Origin of the sequence: Rhodococcus mengyinensis (assembly GCF_048381435.1) — a bacterium.
Taxonomy (GTDB): Bacteria; Actinomycetota; Actinomycetes; order Mycobacteriales; family Mycobacteriaceae; genus Rhodococcus_F; species Rhodococcus_F opacus_D.
Window position 1 is genome coordinate 24,042 of sequence record NZ_JBLWIT010000115.1, and the last position, 25,050, is coordinate 49,091.

At 68.8% G+C, this 25,050-nt stretch carries 20 protein-coding genes; 11 read left to right on the forward strand and 9 right to left on the reverse strand.

Translation table 11 applies throughout. The features are described 5' to 3' along the window. Window positions 1-124 precede the first annotated feature (124 nt). The gene (locus ACNJ7E_RS24765) at window positions 125-718 is read left to right on the forward strand and encodes a DUF3000 domain-containing protein (protein WP_418341195.1); all 594 of its coding nucleotides are present in this window, start codon (window positions 125-127) and stop codon (window positions 716-718) included. Here the strand turns inward: ACNJ7E_RS24765 and ACNJ7E_RS24770 are convergent, their stop codons facing one another. Further along, complete coding sequence (locus ACNJ7E_RS24770; protein ID WP_280783335.1) at window positions 719-1,969, reverse strand: alpha/beta hydrolase fold domain-containing protein; 1,251 nt, start codon at window positions 1,967-1,969, stop codon at window positions 719-721. 168 nt (window positions 1,970-2,137) lie between these two features. Here ACNJ7E_RS24770 and ACNJ7E_RS24775 point away from each other — a divergent pair, with 168 nt between their 5' ends. The 4 genes from ACNJ7E_RS24775 (at window position 2,138) to ACNJ7E_RS24790 (ending at window position 8,335) form a co-directional block, all read left to right on the forward strand. Next, window positions 2,138-3,532 carry a WS/DGAT/MGAT family O-acyltransferase gene (locus ACNJ7E_RS24775; protein WP_418341196.1) on the forward strand — a complete coding sequence of 465 codons (1,395 nt, stop codon included), beginning with the start codon at window positions 2,138-2,140 and terminating at the stop codon, window positions 3,530-3,532. Window positions 3,533-3,581: 49 nt separating this feature from the next. Further along, on the forward strand, window positions 3,582-4,868 hold the full coding sequence (locus tag ACNJ7E_RS24780; protein ID WP_280783333.1) for a ribonuclease D: 1,287 nt from the start codon (window positions 3,582-3,584) through the stop codon (window positions 4,866-4,868). A gap of 149 nt (window positions 4,869-5,017) precedes the next feature. Beyond that, complete coding sequence (locus ACNJ7E_RS24785; RefSeq protein ID WP_005240909.1) at window positions 5,018-6,226, forward strand: thiolase family protein; 1,209 nt, start codon at window positions 5,018-5,020, stop codon at window positions 6,224-6,226. Next, the gene (locus ACNJ7E_RS24790; protein ID WP_418341197.1) at window positions 6,227-8,335 is read left to right on the forward strand and encodes a 3-hydroxyacyl-CoA dehydrogenase NAD-binding domain-containing protein; all 2,109 of its coding nucleotides are present in this window, start codon (window positions 6,227-6,229) and stop codon (window positions 8,333-8,335) included. Window positions 8,336-8,377: 42 nt separating this feature from the next. Here ACNJ7E_RS24790 and ACNJ7E_RS24795 read toward each other — a convergent pair whose 3' ends face one another. The 6 genes from ACNJ7E_RS24795 to ACNJ7E_RS24820 are packed head-to-tail and all read right to left on the reverse strand — an operon-like array spanning window position 8,378 to window position 15,160. Next, a complete protein-coding gene (locus tag ACNJ7E_RS24795; protein ID WP_283353150.1) occupies window positions 8,378-11,077 on the reverse strand; it encodes a fumarate reductase/succinate dehydrogenase flavoprotein subunit in 2,700 nt (899 codons plus the stop codon). Further along, window positions 11,077-11,856, reverse strand: a complete 780-nt coding sequence (locus tag ACNJ7E_RS24800; RefSeq protein WP_280783329.1) for an ABC transporter ATP-binding protein — start codon at window positions 11,854-11,856, stop codon at window positions 11,077-11,079. The genes ACNJ7E_RS24795 and ACNJ7E_RS24800 overlap by 1 nt, the downstream gene beginning before the upstream one ends. Beyond that, entirely contained in the window at window positions 11,853-12,713 is an 861-nt protein-coding gene (locus tag ACNJ7E_RS24805) for an ABC transporter permease (protein ID WP_280783328.1), read from the reverse strand. Before ACNJ7E_RS24805 ends, ACNJ7E_RS24800 begins: the two co-directional genes overlap by 4 nt. Further along, window positions 12,710-14,140, reverse strand: a complete 1,431-nt coding sequence (locus ACNJ7E_RS24810) for an ABC transporter substrate-binding protein (protein ID WP_317567475.1) — start codon at window positions 14,138-14,140, stop codon at window positions 12,710-12,712. The genes ACNJ7E_RS24805 and ACNJ7E_RS24810 overlap by 4 nt, the downstream gene beginning before the upstream one ends. A 16-nt stretch (window positions 14,141-14,156) precedes the next feature. Next, complete coding sequence (locus ACNJ7E_RS24815) at window positions 14,157-14,384, reverse strand: 4Fe-4S dicluster domain-containing protein (protein WP_005240903.1); 228 nt, start codon at window positions 14,382-14,384, stop codon at window positions 14,157-14,159. Next, on the reverse strand, window positions 14,381-15,160 hold the full coding sequence (locus ACNJ7E_RS24820; RefSeq protein ID WP_280783325.1) for a GntR family transcriptional regulator: 780 nt from the start codon (window positions 15,158-15,160) through the stop codon (window positions 14,381-14,383). The genes ACNJ7E_RS24815 and ACNJ7E_RS24820 overlap by 4 nt, the downstream gene beginning before the upstream one ends. 294 nt (window positions 15,161-15,454) lie before the next feature. Between ACNJ7E_RS24820 and ACNJ7E_RS24825 the strand changes: the two genes are divergently transcribed. Next, a complete protein-coding gene (locus ACNJ7E_RS24825; RefSeq protein WP_418341198.1) occupies window positions 15,455-16,471 on the forward strand; it encodes an iron-siderophore ABC transporter substrate-binding protein in 1,017 nt (338 codons plus the stop codon). A gap of 96 nt (window positions 16,472-16,567) precedes the next feature. Next, window positions 16,568-17,965: a sugar porter family MFS transporter gene (locus ACNJ7E_RS24830; protein ID WP_280783323.1), complete on the forward strand. Its 1,398-nt coding sequence runs from the start codon at window positions 16,568-16,570 to the stop codon at window positions 17,963-17,965. A gap of 62 nt (window positions 17,966-18,027) precedes the next feature. On the opposite strand, the gene dxs is transcribed toward ACNJ7E_RS24830, so the two are convergent. Beyond that, window positions 18,028-19,977: a 1-deoxy-D-xylulose-5-phosphate synthase gene (dxs, locus tag ACNJ7E_RS24835; RefSeq protein ID WP_283353149.1), complete on the reverse strand. Its 1,950-nt coding sequence runs from the start codon at window positions 19,975-19,977 to the stop codon at window positions 18,028-18,030. A 249-nt stretch (window positions 19,978-20,226) separates the two neighbouring features. On the opposite strand from dxs, the gene glsA reads away from it, so the two are divergent. The 4 genes from glsA to ACNJ7E_RS24855 all read left to right on the forward strand — a co-directional run bounded on the left by glsA (window position 20,227) and on the right by ACNJ7E_RS24855 (window position 24,589). After that, on the forward strand, window positions 20,227-22,035 hold the full coding sequence (gene glsA / locus ACNJ7E_RS24840; RefSeq protein ID WP_280783321.1) for a glutaminase A: 1,809 nt from the start codon (window positions 20,227-20,229) through the stop codon (window positions 22,033-22,035). 99 nt (window positions 22,036-22,134) lie between these two features. Continuing rightward, window positions 22,135-23,097 carry an ATP-binding cassette domain-containing protein gene (locus ACNJ7E_RS24845; RefSeq protein ID WP_283331901.1) on the forward strand — a complete coding sequence of 321 codons (963 nt, stop codon included), beginning with the start codon at window positions 22,135-22,137 and terminating at the stop codon, window positions 23,095-23,097. Continuing rightward, complete coding sequence (locus ACNJ7E_RS24850) at window positions 23,094-23,933, forward strand: ABC transporter permease (RefSeq protein WP_280783319.1); 840 nt, start codon at window positions 23,094-23,096, stop codon at window positions 23,931-23,933. The genes ACNJ7E_RS24845 and ACNJ7E_RS24850 overlap by 4 nt, the downstream gene beginning before the upstream one ends. Then, window positions 23,930-24,589, forward strand: a complete 660-nt coding sequence (locus ACNJ7E_RS24855; RefSeq protein ID WP_317567526.1) for an SIMPL domain-containing protein — start codon at window positions 23,930-23,932, stop codon at window positions 24,587-24,589. Before ACNJ7E_RS24850 ends, ACNJ7E_RS24855 begins: the two co-directional genes overlap by 4 nt. Here the strand turns inward: ACNJ7E_RS24855 and ACNJ7E_RS24860 are convergent. Then, on the reverse strand, window positions 24,586-25,044 hold the full coding sequence (locus ACNJ7E_RS24860) for a MarR family winged helix-turn-helix transcriptional regulator (protein WP_005240874.1): 459 nt from the start codon (window positions 25,042-25,044) through the stop codon (window positions 24,586-24,588). The genes ACNJ7E_RS24855 and ACNJ7E_RS24860 overlap by 4 nt on opposite strands. Window positions 25,045-25,050 lie beyond the last annotated feature (6 nt).

Consider the following 25,050-nt stretch of genomic DNA (forward strand, 5'->3'; position numbering starts at 1 on the left):
CGCGCTCTCTGCCTGCTCGAATTTCGGCAGCTCTCATGCTGCCATGCCGGGACTCCGCCGCCGATCGGCCCTGCTCGGCGCGCCTCCGACGAGATGTCTGGGTCCGGGTCTAACGTCCCGAGCTGTGACGACTTCGGGATCGCCCGCCGAACCGGCCGAGTTCCGCGCCGCGGTCGAAGCGATGAATTCCGCGCAGGTTCGCGCGGACATCGAGCTGGGCCCCATCCGGCCCCCGCAACGGCTCGCGCCGTACAGCTACGCCGTCGGCGCAGAGGTCGTGCACGAGGACACCGGGGTCGTCGCCGAACAGAGCGAGGGTGACGCGTTCGGCAGGCTGATCCTCCTGTTCGACCCCGAGGGTGACGAGGCCTGGAACGGCACGATGCGGCTGGTCGCCTACGTTCAGGCCGATCTCGACGCCGCCGTGGCGTCCGACCCGCTGCTTCCCGAAGTGGCGTGGAGTTGGCTCGTCGACGCACTCGAGTCGCGCCACGAACCTCTCAACGCGCTCGGCGGGACGGTGACGGCGACGACGTCGGTGCGCTACGGCGACATCGCCGGTCCCCCGCATGCGCATCAGCTGGAACTGCGCGCGTCGTGGACGGCGACATCGGTCGAACTGGCGACGCACGTCGAGGCGTTCTGCGAGGTCCTGGCGTATGCGGCCGGTCTGCCGCCCGCCGGGGTGTCGCAGCTGCGGACGCTGGGCGGCAAATAGTCAGGCCGATTCCGTGCCCGCCGCGGGCACGTCGGTGGTGGCGCTGCGCGACCATTCCAGGAATCGCCCGACCGCCTGCGTGACGGAGATGCTGCGGATCGAGGGGAACACGTCGAACGCGTGCTGCGCGCCCTTCAGTTCGGCGTAGACGACGGGGTTGTCGGACACCTGGCGGAGTTCGTCGACGAAGATCCGCGCCTCGGCGACGGGGATCAGCGAATCGCTCGTGCCGTGGATCACGAAGAACGGCGGTGCGTCCGCCCGGAGGTGCGCGAGCGGGGACGCGGCCCGGTAGTCGTCGGGGAACGTGGCCTGCTTGCCGAGCACCATCGGCATCAGTCCGGAGTGCACGCGCTGGAGGACGGCCTTGATTCCGGTGTCGCCGGCGATGTCGTAGACCCCGTAGTACGGGACACACGCCTGAACCGATGTGTCGACGTCCTCGAAGCCCGGCTGCAAGTGACTGTCGTTCGCGGTGAGTGCCACCATGGCGGCGAGGTGGCCGCCCGCGGAACCACCTGTGACGGCGATGAAGTCGGGGTTGCCGCCGTATTCCTCGACGTGCTCCCGGAGCCAGGCCAGCGCCTGCTTGATCGCGATCAGGTGTTCGGGCCACTTCGCCTTCGGCGACAGCGGGTAGTTGACGGCCGCGCACACCCACCCCCGCGAGGCCATCTCGAGCATGAGCGGCAGACCCTGTTGATCCTTGTTCCCGATCACCCATCCCCCGCCGTGGATCTGCAGGAGGACCGGGCTCTTCGACGGCAGATCCTGCCGGTGATAGATGTCGAGGCGGGCCCGCCGCCCGCCCGGCCCGTACGCGAGGTTGCGGACCCGGGTGACCGCCTTGTTGCGCATCCAGAACGGGTTGAGGAGTTGCCGCCACACCGGTCGCCCGGGGTGTTCGATGGCTGCGTCGCGGTCGGTGTAGTTCTCGCCGAGCGTGTCGACGAGCGCGGATTCGGCTTCCGCTCCGGCGCCGCGGCCGGTGGCGATCACGGCGGCGAGCCCGGCGGCGGATGCGGCGGCCAACGCGAGGCCGACACGGTCGCTTCGGGTTCGTGTTCCGTGCCGCGCGGCGTGCTGGGCGGCGTCGGCCGCGGTCACGGCGAGCAGGTGCGGCGCGAGTTCGGTGGTGAGCCACCCCGAGAAGAACGCGACCACCGACGTGGGCGCACCGGGCAGGGGACGCAGGGCGTTGGCGGCGAGTGCGGCGCCGACGGCCTGCCGGAGAACGAAGCCTCGGGTCATACCTCCAACCGTAGAACATGTTCTAATCGATCGGTTGCCCACCCCAGCCGGCGGACGCCGGATCGAGAACGAGACGGAGCCGCCAATCGTGGGGCAGGCCACGGCGACGACCTCACACTTTCACGATTCGATGGACCACAATCTAGAACGTGTTCTAGTATCGGGAGTATGCAGCGACTCAGCGGTCTCGACGCGTCCTTCCTCTACCTCGAAACGTCGACGCAACTCCTCCACGTCTGCGGAGTCATCGTTCTCGACGCGTCGACGGTTCCGGGCGGCTACACGTTCGCCCAGCTCAAGGCGGAACTCGGCGCGCGCACCGAGGCGATTCCCTCGTTCCGGCGCAAGCTGCAGGACTCGAAGTTCAACCTCGACCACCCCGTGTGGGTCGAGGACACCGACTTCGACATCGACCGGCACTGCCACCGCGTCGCGCTCCCCGCCCCCGGCGGCCGCGACGAGCTGGCCGAACTGTGCGGTGACATCGCAGGCATTCCCCTCGACCGCGCCCGGCCGCTGTGGGAGATGTGGGTGATCGAGGGTCTCGAGGACGGCTCCGTCGCCGTCATGTCGAAGATGCACCACGCCGGGGTCGATGGCATCACCGGCGCCAACATGATGGCCCAGCTGTGCGGCCTCGAACCGGACGCACCACGCCCCGGCCCCGACGAGTCCGCCGAGAGCGCCGGGCAGGCCAGCACACTCGACATCGCCGTCGGCGGGCTGCTCGCCGTCGCGTCCCGGCCCGCGAAACTGCTGAGGATCGTCCCGCAGAGCCTGACACTGCTGCCCCGCTGGATCGGCCGGGCCCGCCGCGGCGCCGCGATGCCCGCGCCGTTCACCGCGCCGCGCACGTCCCTGAACGGCACGTTGACCAGTCACCGCAATCTCGCGTTCACCCAGCTCGACCTCGAGAAGGTCAAGACGGTCAAGGACGCGTTCGACGTCAAGGTCAACGACGTGGTGCTCGCACTGTGCTCGGGCGCACTGCGCAAGTACCTGCAAGACCGCCGGGAGCTGCCCGACAAGTCGCTGGTCGCCATCGTCCCGGTCTCGGTCCACGGAAAGTCGGACCGGCCGGGCACCAACCAGGTTTCCGGCATGTTCACTCAACTCGGCACCCAGATCGAGGATCCGGCCGAACGCCTGCTCGCGATCGGCGAGCACAACTCGACGTCGAAGGAACACAACGAAACCCTCGGCGCGAGCCTGCTGCAGGACTGGTCCCAGTTCGCCGGGCAGGCCGTGTTCGGCACCGCCATGCGCCTCTACTCGACCCTCGGCCTGGCGGAACGGCATCCGGTGGTCCACAACCTGGTGATCTCCAACGTGCCCGGGCCGTCGGTCCCGCTGTACTTCCTGGGCGCGCTGATCAAGGCGATGTATCCGCTGGGACCGATCTTCCACGGCGCCGGGCTCAACGTCACGGTGATGTCGCTGAACGGTCAGCTCGACGTCGGCCTGATGAGCTGCCCGGAACTCGCACCCCACCTCTGGGACCTCGTCGACGCGTTTCCCGCGGCGTTGGACGAGCTCGTCGAGGCAGCGGGGAACCGGTCGTGAACCCGCCGGTGCGCTGCGGGAATCCCGAAGCGACGTAGAGTCAGCTGTCATGTCCGAAGTCACCGACGACGCCTCGTCACCCGGCCCCGCCGAAGAGCCCGGCCGGCAGATCGTTCCCCTGCTCGCACCCCGGGACGGCGTGCCCGACGTCGTGACCACGGCGGAGGGTGTCGCGAAGGCCGCGGCCGCGCTGAGCGAGGGCACCGGGCCGCTGGCCGTCGACGCCGAGCGGGCGTCCGGCTTCCGCTATTCGGCGCGGGCGTATCTCGTGCAGTTGCGCCGGGAGGGTGCGGGGACGGTGCTCCTCGACCCGATCCCCACCGCCGCCGATCTCGCCCCGCTGGCGGAGGTGATCAACCCGCTGGAGTGGATCCTGCACTCCGCGGACCAGGATCTGCCGGGGCTCGCGGAGATCGGTCTGGCTCCGGCGACACTGTTCGACACCGAACTGGCGGGGCGCCTCGCCGGGTTCGAACGGGTCGGTCTCGCCGCGATCGTCGAGCGGACGCTGGGCCTCGAACTGCGGAAGGGTCACGGCGCCGCCGACTGGTCGAAGCGGCCGCTGCCCGATTCCTGGTTGAACTATGCGGCCCTCGATGTCGAGGTTCTCGTCGAGTTGCGGAACGTGATGGCCGCGGAACTCGACGGGCAGGGCAAGAGCGAGTGGGCTGCACAGGAATTCGAGCACATCCGGCTCGCGGGGCCCCCGAAGCCCAAGGCCGACCGCTGGCGGCGGACGTCGCACATCACGTCGCTGAAGACGCAGCGGCAACTCGCCGCCGCCCGCTCGCTGTGGCAGGCCCGCGAGGACCTCGCCCGCAAACGCGACGTCTCCCCCAGCCGGGTCCTGCCGGATGCGGCGATCATCGACGCTGCGACGAAGGACCCGCGGAGCATCGAGGCACTCCGGGCGCTGCCCGTCTTCGGCGGTCCCCGTCAGCGGCGGCACTCCCGGATCTGGCTGCAGGCGCTCGAGGATGCCCGGGCGCTGCCGGACACCGAACTGCCACCGAAGACCCCGCCGTTCACGGGACCGCCGCCGGCGAGCCGGTGGGCGCGGCACGACCCCGACGCCGCCGAGCGGCTGACGGCGGCCCGCGCCGCGCTGGCCGCTCTCGGCGAGGAGGTGTCGGTGCCGGTGGAGAACCTGGTGACCCCGGAACTCGTCCGCAGGTTGTGCTGGGACTGGTCGGCCCCCGAGGGCGGCGACGTCGAGTCGGCGATCGACCGGGTGCTCGACGCGGGCGGTGCCCGCCCCTGGCAGCGGATGCTGACGGTGCCCGTGCTGGCGAGCGCGCTGCTCTCCGCCGCCGAGCAGAAGGGTTCCGGCGACTGATCGACTGCACCGACGCGCGGGGTGAGCGCGTGAATTCCCGATGAGGTACCCATTAAGTTACCCGCGAGTAACGGTAGGGGTACGCTGGTCTGGAGGCCGGACGCCTGGCCGTGATCCGGAACCAAACTGCTCCATCAGGAGGAATTCGCGTGGCTCCATCCACCACAACCCAACGCAACGTCGTGTTCGTCGACGGCATCCGCACTCCGTTCGGCAAGGCCGGCCCCAAGGGCATCTACGCGGAGACCCGCGCGGACGACCTCGTCGTCAAGACCATCCGCGAGCTGCTTCGCCGTAATCCGCAGCTCGACCCCGCGCGCATCGACGAGGTCGCCATCGCCGCGACCACCCAGACGGGCGATCAGGGTCTCACCATCGGCCGCACCTCCGCGATCCTGGCCGGGCTCCCCGAGACCGTCCCCGGTTTCGCGATCGACCGCATGTGCGCCGGCGCCATGACGTCCGTCACCACCACCGCGTCGGGCATCGGCTTCGGCCAGTACGACGTGGTGATCGCGGGCGGCGTCGAGCACATGGGCCGCCACCCGATGGGCGAAGGCGCAGACCCGAACCCCCGGTTCCTCGCCGACCGCCTCGTCGACCCCAGCGCGCTCGTCATGGGCAACACGGCCGAGAACCTGCACGACCGGTTCCCGACCATCACCAAGGACCGCACCGACGCGTACGCCGTCGCGAGCCAGAACAAGTACGAGGCCGCCCGCAAGGCCGGCTTCATCGCCGACACCCTCGTGCCCGTCGCCACCCGCTCCGCCGCCGGCTGGGGTCTGGCCACCGAGGACGAGCCGCCGCGTCCGGGCACCACGCTCGAGGACCTCGGCAAGCTGAAGACGCCGTTCCGTCCCGCGGGCCGGATCACCGCGGGTAACGCGGCCGGTCTGAACGACGGCGCGACCGCCGCCCTCCTCGCCGGTGAGGACACCGCGCTCGAACTCGGACTGCCGATCGGCATGCGCATGGTCGGATTCGCGTTCCAGGGCGTCGACCCCGCAGTCATGGGCATCGGCCCGGTGCCGGCCACCGAGAAGCTGCTTGCCCGCACCGGCCTGAAGATCGAGGACATCGGTCTGTTCGAGATCAACGAGGCCTTCGCCGTTCAGGTCCTCGCGTTCCTCGAGCACTACGGCATCGCCGACGACGATCCGCGCGTCAACCAGTGGGGCGGCGCCATCGCGTGCGGCCACCCCCTCGCGTCCTCCGGCGTCCGCCTGATGACCCAGCTGTCCCGCCAATTCGCCCAGCGCCCCGACGTCCGCTACGGCCTGACCACGATGTGCATCGGTCTGGGCATGGGCGGAACCGTGATCTGGGAGAACCCGAACTTCGATGGAGCCAAGTAGATGACCGACATTGCAACGGCATTCGCCGACGAGGTCGTGACCAACGCGTACACCAAGATCGTCGCCGTACCCGGCATCGAGGGCCCGGTCGCGCTGATCACCCTCGACAACGGTTTCGACCACACCAAGCCGTCGTCGTTCGGCCCGGGCGGTCTGAAGGCCCTCGACGCCGCACTGGACGAGGCGTTCGCGGCCCATCCCGTCGCGATCGCGATCACCGGCAAGCCCTTCATCTTCGCCGCCGGCGCGGACCTCAAGGGCGTTCCGAGCATCACGAACCGTGACCAGGCGCTCGAACTCGGCCGGCTCGGGCACAAGGTGTTCCGCCGGCTGCGCGAATCGTCCGTGCCGACGTTCGCGTTCGTCAACGGCGTCGCACTCGGCGGCGGGCTCGAGGTCGCGCTGCACAGCCACTACCGCACCGCATCCGAGAGCGCGGGCGCACTGGGTCTGCCCGAGACGTTCCTCGGACTGGTTCCGGGCTGGGGCGGAACGCAGTTGCTGCCCAACCTCATCGGCCCCTCGAACGCCGTCACCGTCGTGCTCGAGAACGCGCTGAACCAGAACAAGACGCTCAACCCGAAGAAGGCCCTCGAACTCGGCGTCGTCGACGCGGTGTTCGGTTCGGCCGACTTCCTCGAGCAGTCGTTCGCCTGGGCCGCGCAGGTCCTGGCCGGCGAGATCACCCCGGCGCGTCCCGAGATCGACCGGGGCAAAAGCTGGGACGACGCGATCGCCCGCGCGAAGGCGATCGTCGAGGGCAAGACCAAGAACAACGCCCCCGGACCGGTCAAGGCCGTCGAGCTCCTCGAGCTGGCCCGGACCACCGATCTCACCGATCCCGCGTCGCTCGACAAGGGCTTCGCCGCCGAGGACGAGGCGCTCGCCGACCTGCTGCTCGCCGACGAGCTCCGCGCGGGCCTGTACGCGTTCGACCTGGTCAACAAGCGTGCCAAGCGTCCCGCTGGCGCACCGGACAAGTCCCTCGCCCGCAAGGTCACCGGCGTCGGCATCGTCGGTGCCGGTCTGATGGCCAGCCAGCTCGCGATGCTGTTCGTCCGCCAGCTCAAGGTGCCTGTCATCCTCACCGACATCGACCAGGAACGCATCGACAAGGGTGTGGGCTACGTCCACGGCGAGATCGACAAGCTGCAGGGCAAGGGCCGGTTGTCCCCGGACGCGGCGAACCGTCTCAAGGGTCTCGTGTCCGGCTCGCTGGACAAGGCCGCGTTCGCGAAGGCCGACTTCGTGATCGAGGCCGTGTTCGAGAACCTCGATTTGAAGAAGAAGATCTTCGCGGAACTCGAGGAGCACATCGCCCCGGAGACGATCCTGGCGACCAACACGTCCTCGCTGTCGATCACCAAGATGGCCGCGGACCTGAAGCACCCAGAGCGGGTGGTCGGCTTCCACTTCTTCAACCCGGTCGCCGTGCTGCCGCTGCTCGAGGTCATCAAGGGCGAGAAGACCGACGACGCCACCCTGGCAACGGCATTCGCCACCGCCAAGGCGCTCAAGAAGTCGGCCGTCGGCTCCGCCGACCTGCCCGGGTTCGTCTTCAACCGGCTCCTGATCCGCACCCTCGGTGAGGTCATGAACGCGGTCGACGAGGGCACCCCGTTCGAGGTGGCCGACAACGCCATCGCCGAACTCGGCATGCCGATGACCCCCTTCACCCTGCTGGCCCTCGTCGGGCCTGCGGTTGCGCTGCACACCGGCGAGACCCTCGCCGAGGCGTACCCCGAGCGCTTCCACAACTCCCCCGGACTCGAGGCGCTGGTCGAGGCCAAGAAGTCGGCGGTGTGGAGTTACGGTGCCGACGGCAAGCAGGTCGTCGACCCCGAGGTCGCCGAACTGTGGAAGCAGGGCGACAAAGCGTCCACGTCCGAAGAGGTTCTGGAGCGCACGCGTCGCGCGTTCGCCGAGGAGATCCAGATCATGCTCGACGAGGGTGTCGTCGCCGCGGCCGAGGACATCGACCTCTGCCTGATCCTGGGCGGCGGATTCGGCTTCTGGAACGGTGGCATCACGCCGTACCTGGACCGCACCGGCACGTCCGAGGCCGTCAACGGCAAGCGGTTCCTGGCACCGGGCGTCGCGAGCGTCTGACCCGGAGGTGAGTGGCANCGGCACACATTGCCACTCACCTGCTCAGGACACGGGGACGTGATCGGCGGCGACGAGCGCCTGGCGGGCGTACGCCCGCACGTCGGCGTCCGTGTCCTCGAGGGCCGTGGTCAGCGCGCCGACGGCGGCGCGGTCGCCGGACCACCGGCCGAGCGCGAGGACGGCGGCCTTGCGCACGTCGAGGTGCGCATCCGTCAGGGCGTCCGCCAGCGCGGGCACCGCGAGTTCGGGGTCCGCTCCGGCGAGTGCCCGTGCGGCTCCCTGCCGGATCTGCCAGGCCGACTCCCGTAGCGCCGCCGTCGCGACGGTCACGTCGTCACCGTCGCAGCCCAGACTCGCGAACGCCGTGAGCGCGGCAGCGCGCACCAGCGGGTCGCGGTCGCCGGCCAGTGCGCGCACGGTGTCGACACCACCGATCCCGATGGTGGCCAGGCCGTGCGCGACGGTGATCCGCACTTCGCGGTTCTCGTCGTGTGCCCCCGCTGCCACCGATTCCCACCGGTCCAGCGAGACCAGCGCCCGCACCGCTTCGATCCGGACGTGGTGATCGCCGTCGGACAGCGCCGTCAGGAACTGCTCCGCCGAACCGGCGTGCAGCGCGCGTAATACGTCGACCACGGCGGCCCGGACCACGGCGTCACCCGACCCCAGGTGGTCGGCCAGTCCGTCCGCGGACGGCAGCACCTCGACGAGTTCGCGCAGGCCGTCGGCGGCAGCGCGGCGCACCGTCACCGCACCGTCACCGAGGGCGTCGACGAGTGCCGCCCCGAATCCGTCGGGGGTTCCTTCCGTCAGCACCGAGAGGGCCGTGACGCGGACCTGCGGGTCGGCGTCGGCCAGATACGGTGCGAGTTCGGCGACACTCGGCGCGTCGAGTCCGAGGACCGCGACGATGGCCGGTGACGACGGCTCCTGCCGGACCGGCGACGCGATGCGCGAGCGCTCCTCCACCGGGGCACGCCCCCCGACCAGCGGCGGCTGCGCGACGGGTACGACCGTCCGGTCCACCGGCGGAAGGGAATCGAGTCCGGGCACCGGCACGAAGTACGGCTCCACCGGGCGCTTGAGGAATTCCATGTCGCCGTTCTCGCCGCGCCGCAGATTCAGGTGGTATCCCCATTCGTCGTCCCGCTGCTCCGGGAGATCCGCCCGTTCGTGGTAGAGCCCCCATCGACTTTCGGTCCTGGTGAGGGAGCTGCGGGACGCCATTTCCGCGCAGTCCCGGATGAACGTGACCTCCGCGCAGCGCATCAGCTCGTGCGGGGTGGTCGCGCCCATCCCGGCGATCTCCCCCGCCATCCGGTCGAACGCCTCGACGGCGATCGACAGCTTCGTCGCCGTCTTCGGCGGCGCGACATAGTCGTTGACGAAGCGGCGCAGCTTGTACTCGACCTGCGGCTGCGGCGGCCCGTCCGGGTTGCGCAGCGGCCGGTAGATCAGCTCGTGCGCGGCGGCCAGTTGCTCCGCGGGCAGCGCCGTCGGCGCCTCGACGCCGGGCAGGGTGCCGGTGGCGTGCGCTCCGGCGAGGTCGCCGTAGACGAAGGCGCCGATCATGTAGTTGTGGGGGACGCACGCGAGGTCGCCTGCCGCGTACAGGCCGGGGACGGTGGTCGCGCCGTGCTCGTCCACCCACACCCCGGACGCGGAATGTCCGCTGCACAAGCCGATCTCGGAGATGTGCATCTCGATGTCGTGGCTGCGGTAGTCGTGGCCGCGGTTCGCGTGGAACGTGCCGCGGGTGGGGCGTTCGGTGGTGTGCAGGATCGATTCGAGCGTGTCGAGGGTTTCCTCCGGGAGGTGGCTGACCTTCAGATAGATGGGACCGCGGGCGGATTCGATCTCGCTCTTGACCTCGCTCATCATCTGCCCCGACCAGTAGTCGGAGTCGACGAACCGCTCCCCCTCGGCGTTCACCTGGTAGCCGCCGAACGGGTTCGCGACGTACGCGCACGCCGGACCGTTGTAGTCCTTGATCAGCGGGTTGATCTGGAAGCATTCGATGCCGCTCAGTTCGGCTCCCGCGTGATAGGCCATCGAGTAACCGTCACCGGCGTTGGTCGGGTTCTCGTACGTGCCGTAGAGGTACCCCGACGCGGGGAGCCCGAGCCGGCCACACGGACCGGTCGCGAGGATCACCGCCTTCGCCCCGACCGCGACGAACTCGCCGGTGCGGGTGTTCAGCGCCGCGGCCCCGACGGCACGGCCGTTCTCCGTCAGCACCCGGACGGGCATCAGGCGGTTCTCGATGCGGATCTTCTCCCGCATCTTCCGCTGCCGCAGCACCCGGTAGAGGGCCTTCTTCACGTCCTTGCCCTCGGGCATCGGCAGCACGTACGAGCCGGAGCGGTGTACCCGGCGGACCGCGTACTCGCCGTACTCGTCCTTCTCGAACTTCACGCCGTACTTCTCGAGGCGCTGCACCATCGCGAATCCGCGGGTCGCCGTCTGGTACACGGTCCGCTGGTTGACGATTCCGTCGTTGGCTCTGGTGATCTCGGCGACGTAGTCCTCGGGTTCGGCCTTGCCGGGGATGACGGCGTTGTTGACGCCGTCCATTCCCATTGCGAGCGCGCCGGAATGGCGCACGTGTGCCTTCTCGAGCAGGAGCACGTTCGCGCCGTTCTCGGCGGCGGTCAGCGCCGCCATCGTGCCGGCGGTGCCGCCACCGATCACGAGCACGTCGCAATCGAGACGGACGGCGTCGGCGAGGTCGGGGATGTCCATCAGGTCTCCGAAGTGTGGTTCAGTGCGGCGAGCACGTCGGCGCGCGCGGCACGGGTGTCGGGGTGGTCGAGGTGGTCGCGGTCCCGGGGGTGCGGGATGTCGACGAGCGCCCGCAGCGGCTCACCGGCCCGGCCGAGCACCGCGACGCGGTCGCCGAGCAGCACCGCCTCGTCCACGTCGTGGGTCACGAACACCACGGTCGTCGGGTGGGTGCTCCACGTGTCGACGAGCAGTCGCTGCATGACGCCGCGGGTCTGGGTGTCGAGGGCGCCGAACGGCTCGTCCATCATCACGGCCCGCGGCGCCCCGGCGAGGCCGCGCGCCAACTGCACTCGCTGGCGCATGCCGCCGGACAGGTTCTTGGGCAGGAAGTCGCCGAACCCGGTCAGACCTACCTCCGCGATCCAGCGATCGGCGGTCTCACGGCGTCCCTTGCGGGGTTCGCCGCGGAGTGCGAGGGCCAACTCGATGTTCGAGCGCACCGTGCGCCACGGGAGTAGCGCGTTGTCCTGGAAGACGACGGCCCGGTCCCGGGACGTCGACTCCACCGCCGCGCCGTCGGCGACGACGCGGCCCGAATCGGGCGGCAGCAGACCGGCCAGTGCGCGCAGCACGGTGGACTTGCCGCACCCCGAAGGTCCGGTGAGCACGAGGATCTCGCCGGGAACCACGGTCAGCGACAGCGAACGGATGACGGGGTTCCCCGTGTAGGACAGGGTGACGTCGTCGAGGACCAGCGCCATGCCGGCGGCAACGGACGCTGTTGCGGTGGCGGTCATGCGCGCTCCCCTCGTGGCAGCCAGCGGGTGACGCGCCTGCCGAGCAGTTCGACTGCGCCGGACGTCGCGAAACCGAGGATGCCGATGGTGATCATGCCGACGAAGACGCCGGGATAGTCGACGATCGTGTACGCCTGCCAGGTGCGGTACCCGACTCCGAGCCTGCCGGAGATCATCTCGGCGGAGATCACACAGATCCACGCCACCCCGATCCCGACGGACAGTCCACCGAAGACGCCCGGCAGGATTCCGGGCAGCACGACTCGGGACAGCACGTCCCAACGTCCGCCCCCGAGCGTGCGCACGGAGTCCTCCCACAATGTCGGGAGGGCCCGGACGGCGTGCCGGGTGCTCACCATGATCGGGAAGAACGCGGCGACGAACGTGATGAACACGATGCCGGCCTCGTCGCTGGGGAACAGCAAGATCGCGACGGGCACCACCGCGATGGCAGGGATCGGACGTGCGAGCTCCGTCAGCGGACCGAGGACGTCGGCGAACAGTTCCGATCTGCCGAGGGCGATTCCGGTGGCCACACCGACCACCGTCGCGAGTCCGAATCCGCTGAGGATGCGAATCAGCGACTGCCCGAGGTCGAGGTAGAACAGGTCGCTCTGCAGCTGGGTACCGAACGCGGACACGACGTCGGTGACGGTGGGGAGCGTGTCGAACCGCAACCACACCCGCACGTCGTTGGCGGTCAGCACCTGCCATGCGACGATCGCCACGATCACGGACGTGATCCGCACGAGGCGTGACCGCCACGGCGAGGTTCGTCGGCGCGTCGATGCCGGATCGTGTTCTTCGGCAGCGACTTCGGTGTCGACCAGGACCGTCGGCTGGTGCAGGGTGGTCACTGCCGCACCTCCTCGACCGCGCGGTCGTACGTGATCACGGCGCCCGTGGGGTGTGCGCGCAGGTACCGGTCTGCCGCGGCACCGGTGGTGAAGGGAAGGAAGTTGTCGCCGTCGCGCACCCACACCGATTTGTCGGCGAACCACCGGGTGCCCAGTTCGGCGTCGGGGACGTACGCGGCGCGGACGGTGCGGCCCTCGGCCCGGGCCTGTTTCACCGCCCGGAGCAGGCACGTCGGGTTCGCGGCCGGTTGCGTCTCGGTGGCGCCGTCGAACCAGACCTCCCCGGCCAGCGCCGGATCGCCCGGGGCGGTGGCGCACACGGGATCGGTGCCGGTGACCGACGTCGGGTTGGCCGTGGACGCGAGCGCGGCGTCGTAGTCCTGCCCGTCGGCCTCGAACGCGGACCGGAGCGGAGCGTCGTTCACGAAGCCGTCGACGTCGAGGTCGGCGAAGTCGCCGATCGACTTCAGGTACGGCACATCGTTCTTCAGCGCACCGATCAGGCCCGGCTTGAGCGTGGTGTCGAACGAGGTGCCGCCCGGACCGTTGTACAGGTACACGACCTCCTGGGGCAGGCCGCTCGCGTCGGCCACGATCCGCGACGCCTCGAGCGGTTGCGTCTGGACGAACCGCGTGGCGTCGAGCTGTGCCCGGAGGAACGCGTCGAGAACCTCGGGGTGTTCGTCCGCGTACGCCTCACGGGCCACCACACCGTGCAGAGTCGGGGTTCGGAGTTCGGCGCCGTCGTACAGCAGCTTGGCCTTGTCCTGGAAAACGAGAAGCCCTGGCCAGGCGACGAACTGCGACAGCGCCGCCACCTGACCGGATTCCAGGGCCGAGGATCCGACCTGCGGCTGCTGATTGAGCACCTCGACGCCGGTGCCCGGGTCGATTCCGGCGCGGTCGAGGGCCTGGACGAGGGTGCCGTGGCCTGCGGAGCCGACGCTCGCGGACACCTTCGTGCCGGCGAGGTCGCCGAGTGTGGTGGCCGGTGAATTCGGCGGCACCACCACCATGTTCAGTGCGCCGTTCGGGTTGTAGCCGGTGACCGAGACGATCTCCGTCTTCGAGCGCGGGTTCGCCTGGGTGCGGGAGCCGTTGATCAGCATCGGGTAGTCGCCCATCGATCCGATGTCGATCTTCTCGGCCACCATCTGGGCGGTGATCGGCGCACCGGTGTCGTAGTCCTGCCACTCGACGGAGTACTTCGTCCCGGTCTGCTCCGTCACGTCCTGCAGGCGTTGTTCGAGGTATCCCTGTGCGCGCAGCAGCGTTCCGGCGGTGACGGTGTTGATCGTCTTGGACTGGTACCCGATCACGAGCGTGACCGCGTCACCGTTGTCGGCCGACGGTTCGAGGGAGCAACTCGTGGCCACGAGGGTCAGTGCCGCGGCGGCGATCGCGAGGGTGGAAGAGCGTCGCTTCATCTGGGTGGTCTTTCGCTCAGCGGAGGAGGTACGGCATGTTCACGGTGACCGCGCCGGTCGGGCAGCGGGCCGCGCAGGGACCGCAGTACCAGCATTCGTCGACGTGCATGAAGGCCTTGCCGTTCTCCGGGTTGATGGCCAGCGAATCGAGCGGGCAGATCTCGACGCACAGGGTGCAGCCCTCGATGCACAGCGACTCGTCGATGGTGACGGGTACGTCTGCTCGTTGATTGACCAAGGTCATGAGGTGAGCTCCCAGTTCGTGATGTCGGGTCGGCGGACGAGGCTGCTGCGCATGGTGATTCGGTCACCGCGCATGCGGATGTATTCGAGGTCGACGGGACGTCCGTCGACGAGCCGGGTGAGGCGTTCGAGCAACAGGAGCGCCGCACCCTCGGGCGTCTGGAGGTTCGCGGCGGAATGGGCGTCGGCGTTTACGGATTCGATCGCCAGATCGGCGGAGCCGAGGGGCTGACCGCAGACTTCCTCGATCAGCGCGAACACGTCGTTGGTTTCGAGGTCGTGACCGAGGATTTCGGCTCCGATGTCGGGGACGAGGTAGGTGAGGTCCAGGCTGAGCGGCAGGTCGCCGAGGTACCGCACCCGTTCGATGTAGACGGCGGGTTCGCCCGGCTCCAGCTGCAGGCGGCGGGCGACGGCAGGTGGCGGGCTGATCTCCAGGGCGGCGCGGACGTCGTTGCGGACGTCGCCGTGCCCCTTCAGAGTCTCCTTCAGCCCGAGGAGGGCGTCGAGACCGTGGTCGTACTTGCGCTGCGCCACGTGGGTTCCCACCCGCGGGGCCCGGTCGATGAGCCCCTCCTGCTTGAGCAGTGCCAGTCCGTCGCGTACCGCATTGCGCGACACACCGAACTCGGCGGCCAGCTCCGATTCCGACGGCAATCCGCGCTCGGCGAAGGAGTCCGCGTGGATCTGCTGGCGGAGCAGGTCGGCGAATCTGCGCGCATGGTCCGCGCGGGAACTGCGCGACGCCGTCAGGAGGGGAGTCGGATTCACCACCATGGTTTCCTTCGTCGATAGTGCGTGTGAGCTGGACGAAGACAAACGCTAACGGCAGTCGGCGGGGCCCGGAGTCGCCGCGAACCGCCGCTCGGGGCGCCCCCGCGAATCGGCCGGGTCCGCGCCGGGCCCGAGCCGCCTCACCAGCCAAAACCCGGCAACGACCCGGAAATGCGCCAGGCCGGGCCGGGCCGGGAAGTTTCAATCAGGGTGATTCGAAGTCGCGACGTCCGCCCGGGGAGCACTCGAGTCTAGGTTAGGCTTACCTTCTGTTTTCGTCCCGAAGGAGTCGTTGCCGTGTTCGCACCCACCGCCAGACGTCAGATCGCAGTCGCACTCGCCGTGGCAAGTTCGTCCCTCTTCCTCGCCGCGTGCTCGTCCGGTGACAACGGAGGAACCACGGAAGCGTCCGGTGAAGGGTTTCCGGTCACGATCGAGAACACGTTCGGATCGACCACCCTCGACGGGGCACCCGAACGTATCGTCACGCTCGGATGGAACGCCCAGGACGTCGTCTACGCGCTCGGCGAGACACCGGTCGGCATGCCGAAGTACACGTACGGCGCCGAGGCGAACGGTGTGATGCCCTGGCTGCAGGACCGATTCGATCCGTCCCGGACCACGTTGCTCGACACGGCCACGTCCACCCCCATCGAGGGCGTCGCCTCGCTGGCCCCCGATGTCGTGCTCGCCCCGTACGAAGGGTTCGACCAGGCGACGTACGAGAAGCTGTCGGGAATCGCCCCCACGGTGGCGTACCCGGACAAGGCGTGGCAGACCACGTGGCAGGACCAGACCACGCTGGTCGGACAGGCACTCGGCAAGAGCGCCGAGGCGGAGCAGCTGGTGGCCGGTCTCGACGACACCCTCGCTCAGACCGCCGCCGCGCACCCCGAGTTCGCCGGCAAGACGATCTCGGTGATCAACTTCGACACCGACGCCGCGACGGTCAACGTCTACATGCCCTCCGATCCCCGCGTCCAGGTGCTGACCCAGCTCGGGTTCACCGTGTCTCCCGGTGTGCAGAAGCTGGCCGCTGCCAATGATCCGGACAAGTTCTTCGCCGACATCTCCGTGGAGAACATCTCCGATGTCGACGCCGACGTCGTGGTCGCGTTCGTCCCGGAGAACACGACCGTGGCCGCGAACCCGGCCTACGCGAATCTCGGTGCCATCGGGCGTGGAACCGCGGTCGCGCTGTCGGACACGAAGATCATCTCGGGGCTCAGCCAGACCAGCGTTCTCGCGACCCCGTGGGTTCTGGACAAGCTGACACCTCAGCTGAGCGAGGCCGCCACGAAAGCGGGTGCCTGAACTCCCGCCTGACAGGCGGTGTCGGGCGTAGCGTGATTCGAGACACATATTTCCGCTGTGCCCGCATCAGGAACGCTCGCCGAAAGCAGGTATGCGATGACGCAGATGTCCGAAAGACACACCGCGAAGGTCATCGGCGTCACCGTCGCCGCCGCGGTCGGTGGATTTCTCTTCGGTTTCGACAGCTCGGTCATCAACGGTGCCGTCGACTCCATTCAGGGCCACTTCGAACTCGGATCGTTCTTCACGGGCTTCGCCGTGGCGATCGCACTGCTCGGATGTGCTGTGGGCGCATGGTTTGCGGGTCGCCTCGCGGACCGCTGGGGCCGCAAGAAAGTGATGCTGCTCGGTTCGGTGCTGTTCGTCGTGTCCTCGCTCGGAGCGGGTCTCGCGTTCAGCGTCCCCGACCTGATGCTGTGGCGCGTCCTCGGCGGTCTCGGCATCGGTATCGCGTCGGTCATTGCGCCCACGTACATCTCGGAGATCGCGCCGGCCCGCTACCGCGGCGCGTTGGCGTCGCTGCAGCAGTTGGCCATTACTCTCGGCATCTTCGCCGCGCTGCTGTCGGACGCGGTGCTGCAGAACGCCGCGGGCGGCGCCTCCAACGAGTTGTGGCTGAACCTCGAGGCCTGGCGCTGGATGTTCATCGTCGGTGTGGTCCCCGCGGTCGTGTACGGCATTCTCGCCCTGCTCATTCCCGAGTCACCCCGCTACCTGGTCGGCAAGCACCTCGATCAGGAAGCGGCCGACATCCTCGCGAACATCACCGGTGAAGTCGACCCGCACGAGCGTGTCTCCGAGATCCGGCTGACCCTCCGCCACGAATCGACGGCGTCGTTCGACGACATTCGCGGCCCGAAGTTCGGGCTGCAGCCCATCGTCTGGGTCGGCATCTTCATGGCCATCTTCCAGCAGTTCGTGGGTATCAACGCGATCTTCTACTACTCCACCACGCTCTGGAAGTCGGTGGGCTTCACCGAGAACGAGTCGTTCACCACGTCGGTGATCACGTCGATCATCAACGTGGGCATGACGTTCGTCGCCATCCTGTTCGTCGACCGGATCGGCAGGCGCATCCTGCTCATGGTCGGCTCGCTCGGCATGTTCGTGAGCCTGCTCATGGCCGCAATCGCCTTCTCCCAGGCGACGGGCAGCGGCGACGACGTCGTGCTCCCCAGCCCGTGGGGGGCGGTCGCCCTGATCGGCGCCAACCTGTTCGTGATCTTCTTCGCCTCCACCTGGGGCCCGGTCATGTGGGTGATGCTGGGCGAGATGTTCCCCAACAACATGCGCGCCTACGCACTCGGCATCAGCACGGCGGCGAACTGGATCGCGAACTTCACGGTCACGCTGGCATTCCCGCCGCTCACCCGCTCGGTGGGGCTGTGGTTCCTGTACGGGCTGTTCGCGTTCTTCGCGTTGCTGTCGTTCTTCTTCGTCCGGTCGAAGGTCCGGGAGACGAAGGGGATGGAGCTCGAGGAGATGCACACCTGACCCAGGCACATACGGATCCGGCCGAATCACACTGTGATTCGGCCGGATTTCTGTGCAACGGCTCAGCCCTGCTGCTTCTCCGCGCGCTGCGCATCGAGGTCGGCGACGACGCCGTTCTGCTGCTCGGGGCGCAGGTTCCCGAGGCCGGCGAACCATCCGGTGATCTGCCGGGCGACGTCCTGCGCGGTGAGGCCCAGCTCGGCGTGGATTTGCGCGCGCGACGCGTGGTCGAGGAACTGTTGCGGAACACCGAGATCACGACAGGGGACGTCGACCCCCGCCGCCCGCAGCGCGGCGGACACGGTGGAACCGACACCGCCGTGCAGTCCGCTGTCCTCGACGGTGACGACCATCGTGTAGTCCTCGGCGAGCTTCACCAGCGACTCCGGGACCGGCAGGACCCACCGCGGGTCGACGACAGTCGCCGAGATGCCCTGCTGTTCCAGGCGTTCCGCCGCGGCGAGCGCGAGACCGGCGAACGCGCCGACCGACACGACGAGCACGTCGTTCCGCCCGGAGGGGGCACGAAGGATGTCGACGACGCCGTCGAGGCGGCTCACCGCGGGTACGTCGTCGCCGACGGTGCCCTTCGGGAACCGGAGCGCGGTCGGACCGTCGTCGACCGCCAGTGCCTCGTCCAGTTCCTCCCGCAGGGTGGCGGTGTCGCGGGGAGCCGCGACCTTCATTCCGGGGACGATGCCCAGCAGCGACATGTCCCACATGCCGTTGTGGCTGGCGCCGTCGTTGCCGGTGATACCCGCGCGGTCGAGAACGAGGGTGACGGGAAGCTTCAGCAACGCCACGTCCATCAGCAGCTGATCGAACGCGCGGTTGAGGAACGTCGAGTAGACCGCGACCACCGGGTGCAGGCCGCCCAGGGCGAGGCCGGCCGCCGACGTGACGGCGTGCTGCTCGGCGATCCCGACGTCGAACATCCGGTCGGGGTATTTCTCGCCGAACGCGGCGAGACCGGTGGGGCCCGCCATCGCCGCGGTGATCGCCACGATGTCCTGCCGGTGACTCGCCTGATCGATCAGCTCGGCTGAGAACACCGACGTCCAGTCGGCGGACGCCGACCCGGTCGCCTTACCGGTGAGCGGGTCGATCACGCCGGTCGAGTGCATCTGATCGGCGACGTGGTTCTCGGCGGGCGCGTAACCCATGCCCTTGCGGGTGACGGCGTGGACGATGACCGGGCCACCGAACGCCTTCGCGCGGCGCAGCGCGGATTCGAGCGCGGCCTCGTCGTGTCCGTCGACCGGTCCGAGGTACTTGATGCCCAGGTCCGTGAACATCACCTGCGGGGCGACGGCGTCCTTGAGGCCCGCTTTCATGCCGTGGAGGACCGAGTAGGCGGTCCGACCCACCCAGGGAAGTTTCTTCACCATCCGGCGGCCGCTGTCGAGGATGCGTTCGTATCCCGGCTGGAGGCGGAGGGCGGCGAGGTGGTCGGCGAGACCACCGATGGTCGGTGCGTAGGAACGACCGTTGTCGTTGACGACGATGACCACCGAGCGGTCCTTGCCTGCCGCGATGTTGTTCAGGGCCTCCCAGCACATGCCGCCGGTCAGCGCACCGTCACCCACGACGGCGACGACGTGGCGGTCCTGACCGGTCAGTTCGAAGGCCTTCGCGAGGCCGTCCGCGTACGACAGCGACGCCGACGCGTGCGAGGACTCGACCCAGTCGTGATCGCTCTCCGCCCGGCACGGGTACCCGGACAGGCCACCCTGCTTGCGGAGCGAGTCGAAATCGTCCTTGCGACCGGTGAGGATCTTGTGGACGTACGCCTGGTGGCCCGTGTCGAAGATGATCGGGTCGGCGGGCGACTCGAAGATGCGGTGCAACGCGAGGGTCAGTTCGACGACGCCCAGGTTGGGGCCGAGATGACCACCGGTCGCCGCGACCTTCTGCACGAGGAACTCACGAATCTCCGCGGCGAGCTGCTTCATCTCCGCCGAATTCAGCTGACGAAGATCGTCAGGCGTCTGGATACGGGCAAGAACACCCAACGAGATCGCTCCCTCCGTGATGCACGCGGCCTTGCGTGCCTCTGCCGTGGCTTCGTGTCACGTCACAGTGGAACCAGTCTACGGAGCCGCCGGAGTGCGGGACACACGGTAGGGGCCGGTGCGGCCCGGTATCGCGGGCTCGTCCTCGGGCATCCCGGCCACGACCGTGACCGGCTTCACACAATTGTGCCGCCGGACGGGCCCCGCGGAACACCCGACAGCGTCGTGAACAGCCTCTAGGGTCGACTCATGAGCACCGTCGTGGACGCGCTGATCGGGAAAGTCTTCGCCGCGACCCGGGAGAACCGCAGCGGCGAGCTCGCCGACTACATTCCCGAACTCGCCGCCGTCGCCCCCGACTCGTTCGGAATCTGCATCGCCACAGTGGACGGCTACGTGTACGAGGTCGGCGACACCCGCCTGCCCTTCACCATCCAGTCCATCTCGAAACCGTTCACGTACGCCCTGGCGCTGGCCGACCGCGGGTCCGACGCGGTCGCCGAGAAGATCGACGTCGAACCGTCCGGGGAACCGTTCAACGAGATCAGCCTCGACCCGCGGACGGAGCGACCACGCAATCCGATGATCAACGCCGGGGCGATCACCGCCGCGTCGCTGGTGGCCGGCCCGGACCTGGACTCGAGGTTCGAACGGATCCGGGCCGCGTACTCCCGGTACGCCGGACGGGACCTGACGTTCAACCGGTCGGTGTACGAGTCCGAGTCACGGACCGGGCACCGCAACCGGGCGATCGGCCACATGCTGCGCTCGTTCGACATCATCACCGGCGACCCCGACGAGGCGGTCGATCTCTACTTCCGCCAGTGCTCCATCGACGTGACGTGCCGGGACCTGAGCCTGATGGCCGCGACGATGGCGAACAACGGCGTCAACCCCGTCACCCGGGACACCGTTCTCGAACCGGCCCTCGTCGAGCGCGTCCTGAGCGTGATGTCGACGTGCGGCATGTACGACGCCGCAGGCAAGTGGGTGTACGAGGTGGGGTTGCCTGCCAAGAGCGGCGTCGGCGGCGGCATCGTCGCGGTCCTGCCGGGCCAGATCGGCATCGCCGTCTACTCGCCGCGCCTCGACGCGCACGGGAACAGCGTGCGCGGGGTGGAGGCGTGCCGGGCCCTGTCGAACGACCTGGAGCTGCACTTCCTGCACGTCACCCGCGCCGCCCGGTCGGCGATCCGTGCCACGTACTCCGTCGTCGACAGTCCGTCGCGGATGCGGCGCACTCCCGCCGAGCGGGCCGCCCTCGACGACGTCGGCAAGCGCAGCCGGATCTACGAGTTGCACGGGGACCTGCTCTTCGCCGGCGCGGAGTCCGCGGTGCGCGAGATCGGCGGGGTCGAGAACGAGCTCGAGGTCGTGGTGGTCGACGTGCGGCGGGTGGACGACGTCGGCAGCATCGCGCGCCGCATGCTCGAGAGTCTGCGCGACGAACTCACCCGTCGCGGCTGCGCGGTCGCCCTCGTCGATCCCGCGGCCCTGCTCGGCTACACGCATTCGGATCTCACCGGTGCGGGCGGCCGGGTGTTCGCCGACCTCGAAGCCGCATTGCAGTGGTCCGAGGACACCCTCCTCGATCGGCACTGCGCCGCCCTTCGCCAGCCGGCGACCATCGACGTCGCGCACCATCCGGTGCTGACCGGGCTGCGACCGGAACAGTTGCGGCGACTCACCCGCGACCTCGACATCCGCACGTTCGCTCGCGACGAGCAGATCATCCAGCGAGGCGACCGGGCGTGCGGGCTGTTCCTGATCCTCTCGGGCCGGGTCAGCATGAGGGTCACCGATTCCGGGGGCGCCGTGTACCGGATCATGACCCTGTCGACGGGCATGACCTTCGGCGAGATGACGATGCTGCTGGACCTACGCTTTCTCAATGACGTGTGCGCCGACTCCGAGGTCACCGTCGCCGTTCTCCCCGCGGATCGGTATGCCGACATGGCCGCGACGGAGCCCGGACTCAAACTCGCCCTCCTCGAACGACTGGCTGCCGGCGCCTACGAGCAACTCGACGTGATACTGCGGTCGTTGCTTCGGCCCTGATCGAGGATCGCCCACGGGAAAATCCGATTGCCCGAACCGGAAAAATCGGACAGGCTGGGGGCTCGGAATCGACGACGCTCGAATCGAAAGCAGGGTGCAATGCTCACAGCGACAAAGCTGGCCATCGAGACGACGGGACTCGTCAAGACGTTCGGATCCACCCACGCTGTCGACGGCCTGGATCTGGCCGTCCCCCTCGGCGGCGTGTACGGCGTCCTCGGACCGAACGGCGCGGGCAAGACCACCGCGATCCGGATGCTGGCCACGCTCCTGCCCCTCGACGGTGGAACGGCCACCGTGCTGGGCCACGACGTCGCGAGCGAGCCGGACGCCGTGCGCAGCAAGGTCTCCCTCACCGGACAGTTCGCCTCGCTCGACGAGGATCTGACGGGCAGCGAGAACCTGCTGCTGCTCGGCCGGTTGTACGGGTACTCCCGCGCGGCGGCCCGCACCCGGTCCGAACAGTTGCTGACCGCGTTCGGGCTCGACGAGGCGGGCAACCGGCAGGTGAAGAACTACTCCGGTGGTATGCGCCGCAGGCTCGACATCGCGGCCAGCATCATCGTCACTCCCGAGATGATCTTTCTCGACGAGCCCACCACCGGTCTCGACCCGCGCAGCCGCAATCAGGTGTGGGAGATCGTCCGCGCGCTGGTGGCCGGCGGAACGACGGTGCTGCTGACCACGCAGTACCTCGACGAGGCCGATCAACTCGCCGACCGGGTGGCCGTCATCGACCACGGCAAGGTCATCGCGGAGGGCACCACCGGCGAACTGAAGGCCTCCGTCGGATCCGGGGCCCTGCACGTGCGGGTCACCGACATCGCCACCCGTCCCGCCGCGGCGGCGCTGCTGCGGGACGTGCTCGAGGTGCCGATCGTCGAAGAAGCCGACCCGGCCGCCCTGACCGCCCGTATCGACGACCCGGCCCGGGTCGCGCGGGCGCTGCCCGCCCTCGACGACGCCGGAATCGCCGTCAGCACATTCGCGTTGGGGCAACCGAGCCTCGACGAAGTCTTCCTCTCCCTCACCGGCCGACCCACCGAGGAGCATGCGTCATGACCTCCACCACCGACCGGACCACCGACACCGCCACCGCGGTCGCCGACGTCCTGAAGATGCCCGGCCCGAGGCCCGCGAGACCCACCGCGTGGTCCACCTCGCTCTCGTTCGGCTGGCGGGCTCTGCTCAAGATCAAGCACGTCCCCGAGCAACTGTTCGACGTGACGATGTTCCCAATCATGTTCACGTTGATGTTTACATACCTCTTCGGGGGTGCGCTGGCCGGTTCGACCAGCGCCTACGTCCAGTTCCTGCTGCCGGGCATCCTGGTGCAGACGGTCGTCATGATCACCATGTACACCGGCCTGACGCTCAACAAGGACATCGAGAAGGGGGTGTTCGACCGGTTCCGGTCGCTCCCGATCTGGCGTCCGTCTCCACTCGTGGGCGCGTTGCTCGGTGACGTCGTCCGCTACACGATCGCCTCGATCATCGTCCTGCTCCTGGGGCTCGTCCTGGGGTTCCGCCCGGACGGCGGGCTCGTCGGTGTGGTGGCGTCGATCGGCCTGCTGCTGCTGTTCTCGTTCAGCCTGTCCTGGATCTGGACGATGTTCGCGATGCTCATGCGTACCGAGCAGGCGGTCATGGGGGTGTCGATGTTCATCCTGTTCCCGCTGACATTTGCCAGCAACATCTTCGTCGACCCCGCAACGATGCCGGGCTGGCTGCAGGCGTTCGTCGGCGTCAACCCGATCAGCAAGCTGGTGACGTCCATTCGCGGGTTGATGGCCGGGACGGTGGAGATGGCGGATCTCGCCATCGTGTTCGGGTGGTGCGCCGGGTTCGTGGTGATCTTCGGACCCCTGACGATGCGCCTGTACAACCGTAAGTCCTGACGGTGGCGACCGATCACGCCGAGAGATCGGTGACGGTACGCGGATCCGGAATCGTGTCGGCGATTCCGGATCTCGTGCGCGCCACCGTCACCGTGACCGCGACACGTCCCGCGGTGGCCGATGCGTTCGAGGCCGTCGCCCGGTCCACCACGGCGGTCACGGACACCCTGCGCGGGTACGGCGTCTCGGGGCCCGACCTCGCGACCACCGGCCTTTCCGTGCACTCCGAGACCACGTGGACCGAGGGCCGGGGCAGCGAGGTGACCGGCTACACCGCCGCGACGACGCTGCAGATCACCGTCCGCGAGGCCGGGGCGTCCGCGTCGTCGTCGGCGCAGGTGGTGGCCGCTTGCGTCGGCGCGGGTGGCGACGACATCCGGCTCGGCGGACTCGAATTCGACTTCTCCGACCCTGCCGCGCTGACGGCGTCCGCTCGGGACCGGGCCTGGGCCGATGCCCTCGCCAAGGCGGAGCAGTATGCCTCGCTGTCACGTCGTGCACTGGGCGAGGTGCTCGACATCTCGGAAGTCGACACCGGGGACGTGCCGCCGCGGCCGGTCGCGAAGGCGTTCGCGGCGGCCGACTCCCCGATCGCCGTCGAACGCGGCGAGAAGCCGACGCGCGTCGACGTCCGGGTGCGGTGGCGTCTGGTCTAGACCCGCGGGCCCCGCTGCTGGACCGACGCGGCGAACGTGTCGTTGAGCTGAGTCAGCGACGTCACCGCCGCGAGTGCTTGTTCCTGGGACCAGCCTTCGAGCATGCCGCGCAGCCGTTCGGCCCGGCGCTCGGTGGTCTCGCGCAGAATGTCCATCCCGTTCGGCGACACCCGAATGCGGGAGGCACGCTTGTCGTGGGGGTCGGCGGCGCGCGACACGTATCCCGCGTCGACCAGTTCGGAAATCTGCCTGCTCAGCGAGGACTGACTGACGCACAGGTCGGCGGCCAGTTCGTTCTGGCGGCACTCCCCCCGGGCGGCGAGCACGAAGAGCACGCTCGTCAACGCGGGCGGGATCGGGGTCTCGCCGCTCGCGGAGACGACCGCCCGCAACGACCGCCCGAGTGCGAACACCGCATCGACGAGCGCTTGCGCAGTATCTGCCTGTACCGACATCCAGTC

Excerpts from the sequence above, each read along its gene's own strand:
- ACNJ7E_RS24790 (WP_418341197.1), top strand. The coding sequence starts at position 6,227 with ATGACCGACATTGCAACGGCATTCGCCGACGAGGTCGTGACCAACGCG.
- ACNJ7E_RS24775 (WP_418341196.1), top strand. The coding sequence starts at position 2,138 with ATGCAGCGACTCAGCGGTCTCGACGCGTCCTTCCTCTACCTCGAAACG.
- ACNJ7E_RS24770 (WP_280783335.1), bottom strand. The coding sequence starts at position 1,969 with ATGACCCGAGGCTTCGTTCTCCGGCAGGCCGTCGGCGCCGCACTCGCC.
- glsA (WP_280783321.1), top strand. The coding sequence starts at position 20,227 with ATGAGCACCGTCGTGGACGCGCTGATCGGGAAAGTCTTCGCCGCGACC.
- ACNJ7E_RS24795 (WP_283353150.1), bottom strand. The coding sequence starts at position 11,077 with ATGGACATCCCCGACCTCGCCGACGCCGTCCGTCTCGATTGCGACGTG.
- ACNJ7E_RS24845 (WP_283331901.1), top strand. The coding sequence starts at position 22,135 with ATGCTCACAGCGACAAAGCTGGCCATCGAGACGACGGGACTCGTCAAG.
- ACNJ7E_RS24860 (WP_005240874.1), bottom strand. The coding sequence starts at position 25,044 with ATGTCGGTACAGGCAGATACTGCGCAAGCGCTCGTCGATGCGGTGTTC.
- ACNJ7E_RS24850 (WP_280783319.1), top strand. The coding sequence starts at position 23,094 with ATGACCTCCACCACCGACCGGACCACCGACACCGCCACCGCGGTCGCC.
- ACNJ7E_RS24820 (WP_280783325.1), bottom strand. The coding sequence starts at position 15,160 with ATGGTGGTGAATCCGACTCCCCTCCTGACGGCGTCGCGCAGTTCCCGC.
- ACNJ7E_RS24810 (WP_317567475.1), bottom strand. The coding sequence starts at position 14,140 with ATGAAGCGACGCTCTTCCACCCTCGCGATCGCCGCCGCGGCACTGACC.
- ACNJ7E_RS24830 (WP_280783323.1), top strand. The coding sequence starts at position 16,568 with ATGACGCAGATGTCCGAAAGACACACCGCGAAGGTCATCGGCGTCACC.
- ACNJ7E_RS24800 (WP_280783329.1), bottom strand. The coding sequence starts at position 11,856 with ATGACCGCCACCGCAACAGCGTCCGTTGCCGCCGGCATGGCGCTGGTC.
- ACNJ7E_RS24780 (WP_280783333.1), top strand. The coding sequence starts at position 3,582 with ATGTCCGAAGTCACCGACGACGCCTCGTCACCCGGCCCCGCCGAAGAG.
- ACNJ7E_RS24815 (WP_005240903.1), bottom strand. The coding sequence starts at position 14,384 with ATGACCTTGGTCAATCAACGAGCAGACGTACCCGTCACCATCGACGAG.